The following is a 15,757-nucleotide window of genomic DNA, read 5'->3' on the forward strand; positions in this document are numbered from 1 at the left end:
GGATTTGAGGTGGACCACCTTTTTGTGAACGACTCGGAACCTGTGGGAGCGGGCTTGCTCGCGAAGACGTCAGCCGCCTCACCACCGCATCCAAACTCATAACAACAAGAGAACCCGAAGATGCCCGTACCCGACCCGTTCCGCGAAGGCATGACCCGTGGCTGGAAAACCTACAACGGCTCGCAACTGACCCAGGACCTGACCCTCGAAGCGGACGTGGCTATCATCGGCAGCGGCGCGGGCGGCGGCACCACCGCGGAAATCCTCAGCGCCGCGGGCTACAAGGTTCTGCTGATCGAAGAAGGCCCGCTCAAGACCAGCAGCGACTTCAAGATGCTCGAAGACCAGGCTTACACCAACCTCTATCAGGAAGGCATCGGTCGCATGAGCAAGGACGGCGCGATCACCATCCTCCAGGGCCGCGCGGTAGGCGGCACGACGTTGATCAACTGGACATCAAGCTTTCGCACCCCCGACCCGACGCTTGAGCATTGGGCCAAGGAGCATGACGTCAAAGGCCACAGCCCGGCCGACATGGCGCTGTGGTTCGAGAAAATGGAACAGCGCCTGGGCGTTGCGCCGTGGATGGTTCCGCCCAACGCCAACAACGACGTGATCCGCAAAGGCTGCGAACAACTCGGATACGCCTGGCATGTGATCCCGCGCAACGTGCGCGGTTGCTGGAACCTTGGCTATTGCGGCATGGGCTGCCCGACCAACGCCAAGCAATCGATGATGGTCACGACCATTCCCGCGACCCTGGAAAAGGGCGGTGAGCTGCTCTATCTGGCCCGCGCCGAAAAGCTCTCGATCAAGGATGGCAAGGTCACGGGCCTGCAATGCGTGGCGATGGACGACCGTTGCGTCGCGCCTACCGGACGTACGATTACGGTCAAGGCGCGGCATTACGTGCTGGCGGGCGGCGGGATCAACAGCCCGGCGCTGCTCCTGCGCTCGGAAGCGCCCGATCCGCACAAACGGTTGGGCAAGCGCACGTTCCTGCATTTGGTGAACATGTCTGCCGGGCTGTTCGACGAGGTGATCAATCCGTTCTACGGTGCGCCGCAGTCGATCTATTCCGACCATTTCCAATGGCAGAACGGCACCACCGGCAAGATGTCCTACAAACTCGAAGTCCCGCCGCTGCACCCGGCGCTGGCCGCCACTTTGCTCGGTGGTTTCGGCAAGGAAAACGCCGCGCACATGGAAAACCTGCCTCACACCCACGCGATGCTGGCGCTGTTACGCGATGGTTTTCATCCGGACAGTCCCGGCGGCAACGTCGAATTACGCGGCGACAACACGCCGGTGCTCGACTATCAGGTTTCACCCTATGCCTGGGACGGCTTGCGCCGGGCCTTCCACAGCATGGCCGAAATCCAGTTCGCCGGCGGCGCCAACGCGGTGATGCCGATGCACGCTGACGCGCGCTACGTGAAAACCCTGGCGGAAGCGCGCACGTTGATCGACGGTTTGAGCCTTGAGTTGTATCGCACCCGCCTGGGCAGCGCTCATGTGATGGGCGGTTGCGCCATGGGCGAGGACCCGAAAAACGCCGTGACCGACAGCCTCGGCCGGCACCACCAGATCAGCAATCTGTCGATCCACGACGGCTCGCTGTTCCCCACCAGCATTGGCGCAAACCCGCAATTGTCGGTCTACGGGCTGACGGCGCAACTGGCGACTTCCCTCGCCGAACGTTTGAAAAACCCATGAAAACCGAGAATATTCCAATCGTCTATAGTGCTTTCTTACCCAACAGGCGACTTGGCCGACCGGGAAGGCTGCGATACCATCCGACTCCCCAACGGACTCCCGCCAGGACGACGCGATGAACCGAGTGTTGTACCCAGGTACCTTCGACCCTATTACCAAGGGCCATGGCGACTTGGTCGAACGCGCCGCGCGCCTGTTCGATCATGTGATCATCGCCGTCGCTGCCAGCCCGAAGAAAAACCCGTTGTTTCCCCTGGAACAACGAGTGGCGCTGGCCCGCGAGGTCACTAAACATCTGCCGAACGTTGAAGTCGTCGGCTTCTCGACGTTGCTGGCGCACTTTGCCAAAGAGAAGAACGCCAACGTGTTCCTGCGTGGCTTGCGCGCGGTGTCGGACTTCGAATACGAATTTCAGCTGGCCAACATGAACCGCCAACTGGCGCCGGATGTGGAAAGTCTGTTTCTTACCCCGTCCGAGCGTTATTCGTTCATTTCCTCCACGCTGGTCCGTGAAATCGCAGCGTTGGGCGGCGATATCACCAAGTTCGTCCACCCTGCGGTGGCGGATGCCCTCACCGAACGCTTCAAGAAGTAACGACCGCTCAAGCGGCGCCCGCGTGCACTGTGGGCGCCAATGCGGCACAATTGCGCGCATTGGTTTATTGCGCCCGGGCCTTGCGCCCCGGCTGGAGTTAGCATGTCCCTGATCATCACCGACGATTGCATCAACTGCGACGTCTGCGAACCCGAGTGCCCGAACGCCGCCATTTCCCAAGGCGAAGAGATCTACGTGATCGACCCGAACCTGTGCACGCAGTGTGTCGGCCACTACGACGAGCCTCAGTGCCAGCAAGTGTGCCCGGTGGATTGCATTCCACTGGATGAAGCACATCCGGAGACTGAAGAGCAGTTGATGGCCAAGTATCGGGTTATTACCGGGAAGGCTTGAGGCAGGCTTTTTTGTAGCGCCTGTGCCGGCCTCATCGCGAGCAGGCTCGCTCCCACAGTGGACTTGTGGTGTTCACATCATTTGATTCACAACACAAATCAAATGTGGGAGCGAGCCTGCTCGCGATGAGGCCATCAGGTACACCGAAGATGTAACTGATTCACTCCCGCTGCTCAAACCCCTCCCCGATACACCCCAGGCACCTTACAAACGCAGCCCTCGCCGGATCAACCACCAACGCCTGCCCCGCATCGCCAACTCCGCCACCCAGCGCGGTAAACGGCAACGACACCACAAACGCCCCGGCACCGATCACCGTCGCCACGACCAGCAAGGGTCGGGCGATCAATAAGTCGCCGAGCATGGCGTAGGCCGGGGGATTCTGGATGGTATAGCGCGGGTCACCGCTGCCGCTACTTGCCGCCAGCGCGGGCGCACCGACGCTCAGCAGCAGCGCAAAAACAAGGGTTCGAAACGAGTTCATGACACGATCCTTCGGCTAGGCAGTGAGAACACTGACTATAGACCGTAGGTCGTATCAGCTCTGGCAGCGTGGGCAAAAGACGCTGGCGCGCTGCCCCAGTTTCACTTCCCGCAGCTCGGTGCCACAGACTTTGCACGGTTGACTGCCACGTCCGTAGACGAACAATTCCTGCTGGAAATACCCCGGCTGACCGTCGCCGCCGATAAAGTCCCGCAACGTCGTGCCGCCACGCTCGATGGCGGCAGCCAGAATACGTTTGATCTCGATCGCCAGTTTCAAATAGCGCGCTCGGGAAATGCTCTTGGCTTCACGACGCGGGTCGATGCCGGCGGCGAACAGCGCTTCGGTCGCATAAATATTGCCGACGCCGACCACCACCGCGTTATCCATGATGAACGGCTTGACCGCCATGGATCGTCCGCGAGACTGCTGGAACAAGCGATCGCCATCAAACAGGTCGGTCAACGGCTCCGGCCCCAGGCGAATCAGCAGTTCATGGTTGAGCGGATCGAGGCTCCAAAGCATCGCGCCGAACCGACGCGGGTCGGTATAACGCAGGGCCAGCCCGGACTCGAGTTCGATGTCCACGTGCTCATGCTTGGCCGCCGGCATACCGACTTCCACCAGTCGCAGATTGCCCGACATGCCCAAATGGCTGATCAGCGTGCCGACTTCGGCATTGATCAACAGGTACTTGGCCCGCCGTTCCACCAGCACGATGCGCTGGCCGGACAGGCGCACATCCAGGTCTTCAGGAATCGGCCAGCGCAAGCGGCGGTCACGCACGATTACCCGGCTGACGCGCTGGCCTTCCAGGTGCGGCGCAATCCCGCGGCGGGTGGTTTCGACTTCCGGCAGTTCAGGCATGGTGTTCTCGAATCAGGGCTCTCGAATAAATGAAGCAGTCGATGCTCAGCGGTGAGCGCCGAGGTCGCGAATCGTTTGCTTGAGGGTCTCGAAGTCGTAGTCCGAAAGGCCGACATAATCGAGCACCAGATGCCCGATGCTGTTCCATTCGTGGTCTTCGGTCTGATTACCCAGCACCCGGTAAGACGCACAAATGTGCTCGGCCATTTTCAGGATCGCCAGCAGGTTCTTGAGCTGGGCATTGCGCGAAGACTCGTCGCTGAAGATCGCCAGGGCGTTGTGGTGATTGGCGATCGCGGCGGTCACATGCTCCGGCAGGCGCCAGGACTTGGCCGTGTAATAACCGACCACCGCGTGGTTGGTGTTGAACACCCGGTTCTCGGTGTCGACCACCCGGCATTCGGCGCTGGCGTTAGCGTAGGCCTCTTCCAGGACGGTCATGTAATTGGGGAAACGCTGCAACATCAGCGGCACGCCGCAGTCGTGGAACAGCCCCAGCGCGTAGGCTTCATCGCCGGCCTGGGCGCCGATGCGCTTGGCCAGGGTCAGGCAGGTCATCGCCACGTCCTGAGCGGTATCCCAGAACCGATTCAGGGTGACGATGGTGTCGTCATTCATCTCGCCCTTGATCGACTGCGCGTTGATCAGGTTGATGATCGAACGGCTGCCCAGCAGGTTCACCGCGCGCTGGATCGAGGCGATCTTGTTACTCAAGCCGTAATACGGCGAGTTGACGATCTTCAGCAAGGCGCCAGAGAGCCCCGGGTCCTGGGAGATCAGCTTCGCGATCACTTCCAGATCCGGGTCGGGCATGTACTGCTCCATCTGCAAATCCACCATGATTTGCGGCTGGGCAGGCACGCTGATGCCTTGCAGGGACTGTTGAATCTGTTCGGAAGTCAGCTCTTGGGACATAAGTACACACTCTGGGCCAGGGGGCGATTCTAACCTTTATAAAGTTGGATCCGACACACCGGCCGACACATTGGCGAAAGTTTCATCGTTGGCGCTGCATTCAAAATCGCCTTCGCGAGCAGGCTCGCTCCAGGTCATGCGCTAACCCTGTGGGAGCGGGCTTGCTCGCGAAGGCGTCATCAGCGTTTCATCGCCCACCCAGCCCGCCACAACTCTCAACACGCTATACTCCCGCTCTTTTTTCCGGAGCGACGTCATGTCCCTGCCTAGCCTGCGCCTCAAAGCCAACGCCGACCGTCGCCTGCGAAACGGCCACTTGTGGGTCTACAGCAACGAAATCGATGTAGCGGCGACCCCTTTGCACGGTTTTCAAGCCGGCGACCAGGCGATCCTCGAAGCCGCCGGCGGCAAGACGCTTGGCATCGTGGCCATGAGCCCGAACAACTTGATTTGCGCCCGCCTGCTGTCGCGCGACATCAAGTTGCCGCTGGACAAGTCGCTGCTGGTCCATCGCCTGAACGTTGCGCTGTCCCTGCGCGATCGGCTGTTCGACAAGCCGTTCTATCGCCTGGTCTACGGCGACTCCGACCTGCTGCCAGGTCTGGTGGTCGATCGTTTCGGCGACATCCTTGTGGTGCAGATCGCTTCGGCGACCATGGAAGCCCATAAAGAAGACGTGATCGCCGCACTGACCCAAGTGCTCAAGCCAAGCGGCATTCTGTTCAAGAATGATTCCGCCGCCCGTGACGCCGAAGGCCTCAACCGTTATGTCGAAACCGTGTTCGGCCTGGTGCCGGAGTGGGTCGCGCTGGAAGAGAACGGCGTGAAATTCGAAGCCCCGGTCATCCAGGGTCAGAAAACCGGCTGGTTCTACGACCACCGCATGAACCGCGCGCGCCTGGCCCCTTATGCCAAAGGCAAACGCGTGCTGGATCTGTACAGCTACATCGGCGGCTGGGGTGTGCAAGCGGCCGCGTTCGGTGCCAGTGAAGTCTTCTGCGTCGATGCCTCGGCCTTCGCCCTCGATGGCGTCGAGCGCAACGCCGCGCTGAACGGTTTCGCCGAGAAAATGACCTGCATCGAAGGCGACGTGTTCGAAGCCCTAAAAGAGCTGAAAGCCAGCGAAGAACGCTTTGACGTGATCGTTGCCGACCCGCCCGCCTTCATCAAACGCAAGAAAGACATGAAGAACGGTGAAGGCGCCTACCGTCGCCTGAACGAGCAAGCCATGCGCCTGCTCAGCAAGGACGGCATCCTGGTCAGTGCATCGTGCTCGATGCACCTGCCGGAAGACGATCTGCAGAACATTCTGCTGACCAGCGCTCGTCATCTGGACCGCAACATCCAGATGCTCGAGCGCGGCGGTCAGGGCCCGGATCACCCGGTTCACCCAGCCATTGCCGAAACCCGCTACATCAAGAGCATCACCTGCCGGTTGCTGCCAAACAGCTGATGACACCGGTTTGACGGGGAGCCAGCCGGCTCCCCGCTTTATTATCTGTTACTGACCCACCCTCAAACTTCCTACACTTGCGATCCTACAAACTTGCAGGACGTTTCTCTGCATCTTTAACTTTAAAGAATACGACTGACAAAACTTGTTCACACCCTTGATCATTCCGACAAAATTACTGGAAGTTTCCTACCCAATATCGCCTTGATAAGCGCTCATTACGCTCTATGATTAAGCGTGTCACAACGAAGTGACACTCACTTTCAATTACAAGGAGTTCCAAATGAAAGCAATTACTCTGGAAGTTAACAGCATCGCCAACCTGGCTTTTCTGGTTGCCCCTAAAGCCCGCTAAGTAAATGAGACGCTGGGGAGTGCCGGCTACCCAGCGTTTTCCATGGCCTTGCCCAGAGCGAAACGCCCATCATGCAGATCAGCCCTCACTTATTCATACTTCCTCGTACGCCCGGTCAAATAGTTTGGGATTACAAGAATCACAAGCAGTTTGAACTGAACCTCAAATATTCCACCCGTCTGGCAGAACTTGTCGACAACCCAAAAAAGTTCAACGAACGCAATACAATTGACACCCAGTTACTTAGCGCTGGAATACTGACAACAGCAACAGTAGACAATATTGAATGGGGCTGGGACGAACTCTCGAAGATATTTCATATCGGCACCAAGAACATTCCTTGCGAACACATCCCGCAAAATATTAATGAATGGTCAAAACAATACCTTGATCATTGCACCGACGTGCTGAGCACACCCTCGCCGAAAGCCAGGCGCTCGGAACGCTTGGGTGGCGAGCTGATTGCCCTGCCAAAACCTTCCTGCCTGCCGGAAGGCTCCCTGGCAAATGCCTTGGTCAATCGCAAAACCTGCCGCACGTTCACCGGTGAAGCGGTTTCCCTCGAAGCCGTGAGTACATTGCTGTACCTGTCCCTCGGCTATCTGCATGAGCGCGAAAACGACATCGACGAAAGCATCGTCGAAGGTCTCGGCGCCCGGCGAAGCAGCCCGTCCGGTGGCGGACTGAATGCCTGCGAAGGCTTTCTCCTGGCGCAAAACGTAAGCGACCTGCAACCCGGCCTCTACGCCTACCACCCCGCCGGGCACGCACTGAGTTTCGTCAATCCGCTGCCCGCAGAGCCTTTGGGGCAATTGATGTGCGGGCAACACTTCATCAATAACCTGCCCGCAGGCCTGTTCATCACCAGTCGATTCGACAAGCTGTGGTGGAAGTACGAGCACTCACGGGCCTACCGAATGGCCTACGTCGAAGCCGGCCACATTTCTCAGACCTTTCAACTGGCGGCCACTTCGCTGGGGTTGAACACCTGGCTGACCGGCGCCTTGACCGATGATCGGGTCGAAGCGCTGTTGGGACTTGAAGACAGTGCAGAGCAACCACTGTTTTTTGTCGGCTGCGGCCAGAGCGACGGACAAGTGATGTGCAAGGAGTTGAAAGCGCTGCTGAGCGATCGGGAGCAGGAACAATGACCGAGCCCCTCAACGACCCTGCGTCCTACCCCGCCTCATGGGCCAATCGTTTCACGCTTGGAGACTGGAATACCCGGGCCTCGGTGCGCATCAGCGACCACGCCTATCAACTGCCCTCGGACCTGGGACGGCAACTGGAAACCCGCCACTGGTTTCCGCCATCCTTTTTGCCTTACCTGAAACACCCGGCGGTCAAAGCGGCCGGCAGTTCGATTGTTCATCGCCTGACCGCCAATCATCTGGTGTATTTCCTCGACTACACCACCCTGCTCGAACACCGCATCGTCAACCGATCCGTGGAAACCATCGTCCACAACGAACTGGGTATTTCCATCCCCCCTCGGATGAAAACCGCCGCGCTGCAGCTTTACACCGACGAGGCTTATCACGCGCTGTTCTCCAACACCCTCGCCGAGCAGATTGCCGACATTTACGGCATGACTGATCGCCCGGTCATGCCCCAGCGGATTGCCCGGCTGAACGCCCTGATCGACCGCACACCGGACAAGCACAAGGCACTGGCGTGGTTTCTCGTCGGCTTCGTCTCGGAAACGATTATTGCCAAGGAACTGCTCGACGTTTGCCGCGACACATTGGTCAGTAGCGTTCAGGAAATGCTTCGGGACCACCTTGCCGACGAGGCACGGCACAGTCGCTACTTTTGCGAAGTATTCCATTATCTGTGGTTGCAACTGAGCTGCGGCCAACGCACGTTCACCGCCAGGCTGCTCCTGGAAATCCTGCTGGTTTTCTTTGAAGTCGATGAACGCTGGCTTGGCGAAAGCCTGTGCAGCGCCAGCCTGAGCGAAACGTCTGTCGCGCAAATCCTTTGTGATCTGACCGGCCCGCAAGCACAGCGCCTGCGCGCCCGGTCGGGTGCAAGTGCCACGCTGGACGCCATGAAAAAAGCGGGCTTCTTCGATCTGCCTGCCAATCGGCAACTTTTCTACAGGGCAGGGCTTCTCGATGAATGACAGAAACCGTGTAGCCCGTGTCGCACAACATCGTGTCATGGTCATTCTGTTGATGACCATGACACTGCTAGGCGTTTTCCCCCTGGATGTGGTGCTTCCGTCCTTTCCCGATCTTTCCGACTACTTTCGGACCTCGCCGTCCGATATCGCCCTGTCCGTCAGCCTGTTCGCCATTGGCCTGGCGTTATCCGTGGTGCTGGTCGGACCGCTGTCAGACTTGTGGGGGCGCAAGAAGCTGCTACTGGCCGGTATCGCAATCGCGGTGATCGGTGCGGCGGGGTGCGTGGCGTCCCGCGAGTACAGCTGGTTTCTGTTCTTTCGGGTGATCCAGGCCGTGGGTTGCGGATCGTTCGTCCTGTCACAGGCACTGGTTCAGGATCTGTTCGTTGGCAAGGAACAGGAGCGAATCAGAATCTGGATGGTGACCGGCGGCGGGGTGTTCATTTCGATTTCGCCGCTGCTGGGGACGTGGTTGCAATTGCAGTTGGGCTGGCAGGGCAGCTTTTATGTGTTTATCACCCTGGCTGTCATTGTCTGGCTTAAAGCCTTTTTCCTGCTCAGGGAAAACTCGCACCTGCACAACCCGACACCTGAACGAATTTTCAGTGCCTATTGGCGGGTGTGCTCGGATGTTCGTTTCATGGGTTACTGGTTGATTTCAGCCTTGGCCTTCGCCTGCCATTTCTCGTTCATCGTCACTTCACCAATCATTTTCATGGAGCGGCTGGCGCTTTCACCTTACGAGTTTGCCTGGGCGTTGCTGCTGTATGGCGTGGCCTATGTGTTTGGAGGGATTGTCGCCAGCGCCCTGCATCGGCGGCTGCAGGCCAACACGCAGATAGTCATTGGCCTGGTACTGATCGCTTTGTCCGGGCTGGTCATGCTGTGGTTGGCGGAACAGTTCGGGCTCACTGCGGCGGTGGTGCTGATACCCATGCTGATTTGTACGGCAGGCACCACCATTGCCAGACCCATCGCCAACTCCAAAGCCATGAGTCTCTACCCACAGAATGCCGGAACCTCTACATCGGTCGGCGGCGTGTTGATTTTCATGTCCGGCGGCGTGATCAGCGTGGTGATCAACCTCGCCTCCGAAGATTTGACCACAGCGCTGGCCCTGTGCTTCCTGACCTTGAGTGCCACGGGTCTCGGCTTGAATGTACTGATTACACGACGGCATCTGGCGCTGAACCCGGGCTGAAACCTGCCAGTCGTCATCCCGCACGTTGTGTCAGCGCCGGATCAACGCTTCCCGGCATTCCCTCCTGACGCCAGCCGTGTAGAATCGCGACATTCATCGCCAGTCATCCCCCGGCGGGTTTATGAGCTCAAGCTGAAGCGCGCGGCGATCCCGCAAAGTTATCGGCAACTTCCGGACACACGGCCATTTCTGGGTGTTCCAGACGTCAATAGAAGCTCACTTCCCTTTTGATACCTGATTAGCCGCCCGGAGTGCTTCATGCCTGATTACCGCTCGAAAACATCCACCCATGGCCGCAACATGGCCGGCGCCCGCGCACTGTGGCGCGCCACGGGGATGAAAGATGACGACTTCAAAAAGCCGATCATCGCCATTGCCAACTCGTTCACCCAATTCGTACCGGGCCACGTCCACCTCAAGGACCTCGGCCAGCTGGTCGCCCGCGAAATCGAACGCGCCGGTGGTGTAGCGAAAGAATTCAACACCATCGCCGTGGATGACGGCATCGCCATGGGTCACGACGGCATGCTCTATTCGCTGCCGAGCCGCGAGATCATCGCTGACTCCGTCGAGTACATGGTCAACGCCCACTGCGCCGACGCCATCGTCTGCATTTCCAACTGCGACAAGATCACCCCCGGCATGCTGATGGCGTCTCTGCGCCTGAACATCCCGGTGATCTTCGTTTCCGGCGGCCCGATGGAAGCCGGCAAGACCAAACTGGCCAGCCACGGTCTCGACCTCGTCGACGCCATGGTCATCGCCGCCGACTCCAGCGCTTCTGACGAGAAAGTCGCTGAGTACGAGCGCAGCGCCTGCCCGACCTGTGGTTCGTGCTCCGGCATGTTCACCGCCAACTCGATGAACTGCCTGGTCGAAGCCCTGGGCCTGGCGTTGCCGGGCAACGGTTCGACCCTGGCCACCCACAGCGACCGCGAACAGCTGTTCCTGCAGGCCGGTCGCACCATCGTCGAGTTGTGCAAACGTTATTACGGCGAGAACGACGAATCGGTATTGCCGCGCAACATTGCCAACTTCAAGGCGTTCGAAAACGCCATGACCCTGGACATCGCCATGGGCGGCTCCACCAACACCATCCTGCATTTGCTGGCCGCCGCCCAGGAAGCCGAGATCGATTTCGACCTGCGCGACATCGACCGTCTCTCCCGCCACGTGCCGCAACTGTGCAAAGTCGCGCCGAACATCCAGAAGTACCACATGGAAGACGTGCACCGTGCCGGCGGGATCTTCAGCATCCTCGGTTCCCTGGCCCGTGGAGGTCTGCTGCACACCGACCTGCCGACCGTGCACAGCAAAACCCTGGCCGAAGGCATTGCCAAGTGGGACATCACCCAGACCGACGACGAAGCCGTGCATCACTTCTTCAAGGCCGGCCCTGCGGGCATCCCGACACAAACCGCGTTCAGCCAGTCGACCCGCTGGGAAACCCTGGACGACGACCGTGAAAACGGCTGCATCCGGAGCGTCGAACACGCCTACTCGAAAGAAGGCGGCCTGGCCGTTCTCTACGGCAACATCGCGCTGGATGGTTGCGTGGTGAAAACCGCAGGCGTCGACGAATCGATCCACGTGTTCGAAGGCAACGCGAAAATCTTCGAAAGCCAGGACAGCGCCGTACGCGGCATCCTCGCTGACGAAGTAAAAGCCGGCGACATCGTGATCATCCGTTACGAAGGCCCGAAAGGCGGCCCGGGCATGCAGGAAATGCTCTACCCGACGTCGTACCTGAAATCCAAAGGCTTGGGCAAAGCCTGCGCCCTGCTCACCGACGGTCGCTTCTCCGGCGGCACCTCGGGCCTGTCCATCGGCCACGCTTCGCCAGAAGCCGCTGCAGGCGGCGCGATTGGTCTGGTGCAGGACGGCGACAAAGTGCTGATCGACATTCCGAACCGCTCGATCAACCTGTTGATCAGCGACGAAGAAATGGCCGGGCGCCGCGCCGAGCAGGATCAGAAAGGCTGGAAGCCTGTGGAAAAACGTCCGCGTAAAGTGACCACTGCGCTGAAGGCCTACGCTCTGCTGGCAACCAGCGCCGACAAGGGTGCCGTGCGTAACAAGGCGATGCTCGACGGGCTGTAAGTCTTAACCGTTGAACAAAAAATGCCCCGCCAAGCGCGGGGCATTTTTTTGTGGCCAACTCGGTCAAATGTGGGAGCGGGCTTGCTCGTGAAAGCGGTGTATCAGTCGACATCAATGTCGGATGTGACGACCTCTTCGCGAGCAAGCCCGCTCCCACATTTGTTCCGTGTTGCCAGTGAGAGTGAGCTTGGCCTCGCTTACTGAATTTCTTCAGGCTTGACGATCACCCAGTTCTTGTCCGCCGTCACGGGTAACCCTTCCTTGGCCTGAGCCGCGGCGTGCTTGGCCATCATGCCGTTAATCTGGGTCATGTATTTGTCCTTGCGGTTGACCCACAAGTGGATGCCGCCCTTGGCCACGTCGACGCTGTGGAACAGCATGAAACCGTCGCTGGTCGGAGTGTCGCCGCCCACCAGCACCGGTTTTTTCCATTCATCGATATAGGTCAGGATCGCCGCTTGTTTACCCGCCATCCAGGTTGCCGGGGTCCACAGGTACGGGGTCAGTTCGAGGCCGAGGTTGGCTTTCTCGTCATACTTGCCCGCGGTGATTTGCTTGCGTGCCGTGGTCAACTCGCCCGACTTCGGGTCCTTGAGCAACAGACTCACACCAATGACGTTTTGCGGTTTCACGTTGTAGCCGTACTTCGGATCGGAAGCGACCATGCGCACCAGCTCTTCGGAGGCGGCGGTCATCACGTAGACCTCGATGCCGTTCTCCATCAGCTTGTTGTAGAGCTCTTTCTGACCGGTGAAGATTTTCGGCGGGTTGACGTCGAGGTTCTTCACCACATCGCCTTCGTAATAAGTGGCCGGCACTGGTTTGCCCGAAGCCATCAGCTCATCGACGTAGCCTTTGAGTTCCTGGAGGGTGAAACCGGAGAACACTTGGGCGACCCATGGATAGCAAACCATGTCGTCGAGTTCGCAGAGGCGATAGTAGTAGCTGAACAGGCTTTCCTTATGGTCGGCGGTGTCCTTGAACGGAATCAGTTTCAGGGAGGGGTCGAGTTTCTCGCGGGTGATCAGGCCCTTGTTTTCCATGTACGGCAGCAACGACTCTTCGAGGTCGTAGCGGTAACTGGTGTTGTCCATGTCGAACACCGCGTAGTTACCTTTGTTGGCGTTGGCCGCAATCATCGCGTCCAGCGCCTTGGCCTGATCGGCTGGCCAGTGTTTCAAATCCGTGGCAAAGGCTTGGCCGGCAAGTCCAAGACACAGTGCGGCAGCCAGAAATTTCGGTGCGAGCTTCATCGGCGGTTTCTCCCTGATCCAAAGATATCGACGCTAACAAATAAGTGTGACAGCTCTCGTCTGCCAGCGACTGCTCACGTCCCTTTCACGCCAAGTGCATCCCCGACAACGACATCGGCTTATTCCAAAAACGACGGATTCCATACGTTTTCGGTATTAATTCATTGCAAATCAAGCTGTTAGGCTTGCCGGTTCGCAGCTGCCCCGGAAGGTGGCTGGCACAAGTCTCTCTCGGAGTTCACATGAATCTGCCGCTGATCCTCAATCTGCTGGTATTCCTCGCCCTGCTCTTTGGCTTGGCGCAAACCCGTCATACGGCGTGGAGCTTAGCTAAAAAAGTCCTGCTCGCATTGGTGTTGGGCGTGGTGTTCGGTGTGGCGCTGCACACGATTTACGGTGCCGGCAACCCGGTGCTGAAAGCCTCGATCGGCTGGTTCGATCTGGTGGGCAACGGTTACGTGCAGTTGCTGCAAATGATCGTCATCCCGCTGGTGTTCGCCTCGATCCTCAGCGCCGTGGCCCGTCTGCACAACGCCTCGTCGCTGGGCAAGATCAGCTTCCTGACCATCGGCACGCTGTTGTTCACCACTGCCATCGCGGCGCTGATCGGTATCGGCCTGACCAACCTCTTCGGTCTGACCGCCGAAGGCCTGGTGGCCGGAACACAGGAAATGGCCCGTCTGCAAGCCATTCAGAACGATTATGCGGGCAAGGTTGCCGACCTGAATGTGCCGCAGCTGCTGCTGTCATTCATTCCGCAAAACCCGTTCGCCGACCTCGCCCGCGCCAAGCCGACCTCGATCATCAGCGTGGTGATCTTCGCGGCGTTCCTCGGTGTCGCGGCGCTGCAACTGCTCAAGGATGACGTCGAGAAAGGTCAGAAAGTGATCAACGCAATCGACACCCTGCAGGCCTGGGTGATGCGTCTGGTGCGTCTGGTGATGAAGCTGACCCCGTACGGCGTCCTGGCGCTGATGACCAAAGTGGTCGCCGGTTCCAACCTGCAAGACATCATCAAGCTCGGCAGTTTTGTGGTGGTTTCCTACATCGGCCTGGGCCTGATGTTTGTGGTCCATGGCCTGCTGGTGTCGGCGGCCGGGATCAACCCGCTGCGGTTCTTCCGCAAGATCTGGCCGGTGCTGACGTTTGCGTTCACCAGCCGTTCGAGCGCGGCGACGATTCCGCTGAGCATCGAAGCGCAGACCAGCCGCCTGGGTATCCCGCAGTCCATCGCCAGTTTCGCCGCTTCGTTCGGCGCGACCATTGGCCAGAACGGCTGTGCCGGTCTGTACCCGGCGATGTTGGCGGTGATGGTGGCGCCGACTGTCGGCATCAACCCGCTGGACCCGCTGTGGATCGCGACGCTGGTGGCGATTGTGACCTTGAGTTCGGCCGGTGTGGCGGGCGTGGGCGGTGGCGCGACGTTTGCTGCGCTGATCGTGCTGCCGGCGATGGGTTTGCCGGTGTCATTGGTGGCGCTGCTGATTTCGGTTGAGCCGCTGATCGATATGGGCCGCACGGCGTTGAACGTGAGTGGTTCGATTACGGCGGGGGCGATTACCAGCCAGATGATGCAGCAGACGGATAAAGAGCTGCTGGGGGCGGATGAGCATGCGGAGTTGGCGCACGCTTAAATTCTTCAGCGCCTGATCTGGCCTCATCGCCAGCAGGCTGGCTCCCACAGGGATTTGGGGTGTTCACACAATCTGTGTTTCACCTCAAACCCACTGTGGGAGCCAGCCTGCTGGCGATGCTTTCAGGCCTTTTCCCAAACTTCAAAGTTGTACGCTGGTTTGTCGCCTTCAGCCGGATTCGGGGTGTTGGACACCAATGTCCACTGCGTCAAATCAAACTCCGGAAACCACGCGTCCCCTTCCGGGCTCAACGCCACGCGCGTCAAATACAGCCGATCCGCCTGCGCCAACCCCTGCGCATATAACTGCGCCCCGCCAATCAACATCACCTCATCGACGCCCTGCTCGTTCGCCCATTCCTGCGCGCGAACCACGGCCGCCTCCAGCGACGGATAAACTTCCGCGCCTTCCAGCACCAGGTCCGCCTGACGGCTGACCACGATGTTCAACCGGCCCGGCAGCGGACGACCGAGGGAATCCCAGGTCTTGCGACCCATGATGATCGGCTTGCCGAGGGTGGTGGCCTTGAAGTATTTGAAGTCCCCCGGCAAGTGCCAGGGCATGCTGTTGTCGACGCCGATCACACGGTTTTCACCGAGGGCTGCGATCAGGCTGAGGGGAAGTGATTTAGTCATGCCGGCGAGGATACCAGAGCCTCCCGTACCCCGATAAGCGCCACAGCGGTTATGCTCACAGCTCATTTGA

14 protein-coding genes are annotated in these 15,757 nt (G+C 59.2%); 9 read left to right on the forward strand and 5 right to left on the reverse strand.

Features of this window, described 5'->3' with window-relative positions; genetic code table 11:
• The first annotated feature begins 120 nt into the window (after positions 1–120).
• The 3 genes from DJ564_RS30825 (at position 121) to DJ564_RS30835 (ending at position 2,665) form a co-directional block, all read left to right on the forward strand.
• Positions 121–1,716, forward strand: coding sequence for a GMC family oxidoreductase (locus DJ564_RS30825; protein WP_109635630.1), 1,596 nt, complete (start codon positions 121–123; stop codon positions 1,714–1,716).
• A gap of 115 nt (positions 1,717–1,831) precedes the next feature.
• Complete coding sequence (coaD, locus tag DJ564_RS30830) at positions 1,832–2,311, forward strand: pantetheine-phosphate adenylyltransferase (protein WP_109635631.1); 480 nt, start codon at positions 1,832–1,834, stop codon at positions 2,309–2,311.
• Positions 2,312–2,413: 102 nt separating this feature from the next.
• Positions 2,414–2,665: a YfhL family 4Fe-4S dicluster ferredoxin gene (locus DJ564_RS30835; RefSeq protein WP_048722619.1), complete on the forward strand. Its 252-nt coding sequence runs from the start codon at positions 2,414–2,416 to the stop codon at positions 2,663–2,665.
• 160 nt (positions 2,666–2,825) lie between these two features.
• On the opposite strand, the gene DJ564_RS30840 is transcribed toward DJ564_RS30835, so the two are convergent.
• The 3 genes from DJ564_RS30840 to DJ564_RS30850 are packed head-to-tail and all read right to left on the reverse strand — an operon-like array spanning position 2,826 to position 4,877.
• Entirely contained in the window at positions 2,826–3,149 is a 324-nt protein-coding gene (locus DJ564_RS30840) for a multidrug transporter (RefSeq protein WP_109635633.1), read from the reverse strand.
• 54 nt (positions 3,150–3,203) lie between these two features.
• Positions 3,204–4,016, reverse strand: a complete 813-nt coding sequence (gene mutM / locus DJ564_RS30845; protein WP_109635635.1) for a bifunctional DNA-formamidopyrimidine glycosylase/DNA-(apurinic or apyrimidinic site) lyase — start codon at positions 4,014–4,016, stop codon at positions 3,204–3,206.
• Positions 4,017–4,061: 45 nt separating this feature from the next.
• A complete protein-coding gene (locus tag DJ564_RS30850) occupies positions 4,062–4,877 on the reverse strand; it encodes an HDOD domain-containing protein (protein ID WP_169857237.1) in 816 nt (271 codons plus the stop codon).
• 310 nt (positions 4,878–5,187) lie between these two features.
• On the opposite strand from DJ564_RS30850, the gene DJ564_RS30855 reads away from it, so the two are divergent.
• The 5 genes from DJ564_RS30855 (at position 5,188) to ilvD (ending at position 12,165) form a co-directional block, all read left to right on the forward strand.
• A complete protein-coding gene (locus DJ564_RS30855) occupies positions 5,188–6,384 on the forward strand; it encodes a class I SAM-dependent rRNA methyltransferase (RefSeq protein ID WP_003195152.1) in 1,197 nt (398 codons plus the stop codon).
• 426 nt (positions 6,385–6,810) lie between these two features.
• Positions 6,811–7,890 carry a SagB family peptide dehydrogenase gene (locus tag DJ564_RS30860; protein WP_109635636.1) on the forward strand — a complete coding sequence of 360 codons (1,080 nt, stop codon included), beginning with the start codon at positions 6,811–6,813 and terminating at the stop codon, positions 7,888–7,890.
• Positions 7,887–8,864, forward strand: a complete 978-nt coding sequence (locus DJ564_RS30865) for a diiron oxygenase (protein WP_109635638.1) — start codon at positions 7,887–7,889, stop codon at positions 8,862–8,864. Before DJ564_RS30860 ends, DJ564_RS30865 begins: the two co-directional genes overlap by 4 nt.
• Positions 8,857–10,065, forward strand: coding sequence for a multidrug effflux MFS transporter (locus DJ564_RS30870; RefSeq protein WP_109635640.1), 1,209 nt, complete (start codon positions 8,857–8,859; stop codon positions 10,063–10,065). Before DJ564_RS30865 ends, DJ564_RS30870 begins: the two co-directional genes overlap by 8 nt.
• Before the next feature lie 258 nt (positions 10,066–10,323).
• Positions 10,324–12,165, forward strand: coding sequence for a dihydroxy-acid dehydratase (gene ilvD / locus DJ564_RS30875; protein WP_007945541.1), 1,842 nt, complete (start codon positions 10,324–10,326; stop codon positions 12,163–12,165).
• Between the two features lie 197 nt (positions 12,166–12,362).
• On the opposite strand, the gene DJ564_RS30880 is transcribed toward ilvD, so the two are convergent.
• Positions 12,363–13,418: a phosphorylcholine phosphatase gene (locus tag DJ564_RS30880; RefSeq protein WP_109635642.1), complete on the reverse strand. Its 1,056-nt coding sequence runs from the start codon at positions 13,416–13,418 to the stop codon at positions 12,363–12,365.
• A gap of 242 nt (positions 13,419–13,660) precedes the next feature.
• Between DJ564_RS30880 and DJ564_RS30885 the strand changes: the two genes are divergently transcribed.
• Positions 13,661–15,052 (forward strand): L-cystine transporter, encoded by a 1,392-nt coding sequence (locus DJ564_RS30885; RefSeq protein ID WP_109635644.1) that lies wholly within the window; start codon positions 13,661–13,663, stop codon positions 15,050–15,052.
• A gap of 122 nt (positions 15,053–15,174) precedes the next feature.
• Here the strand turns inward: DJ564_RS30885 and DJ564_RS30890 are convergent, their stop codons facing one another.
• The gene (locus tag DJ564_RS30890) at positions 15,175–15,687 is read right to left on the reverse strand and encodes a dihydrofolate reductase (protein WP_109635646.1); all 513 of its coding nucleotides are present in this window, start codon (positions 15,685–15,687) and stop codon (positions 15,175–15,177) included.
• Positions 15,688–15,757 lie beyond the last annotated feature (70 nt).

It is taken from the genome of Pseudomonas sp. 31-12 (assembly GCF_003151075.1).
GTDB lineage: Bacteria > Pseudomonadota > Gammaproteobacteria > Pseudomonadales > Pseudomonadaceae > Aquipseudomonas.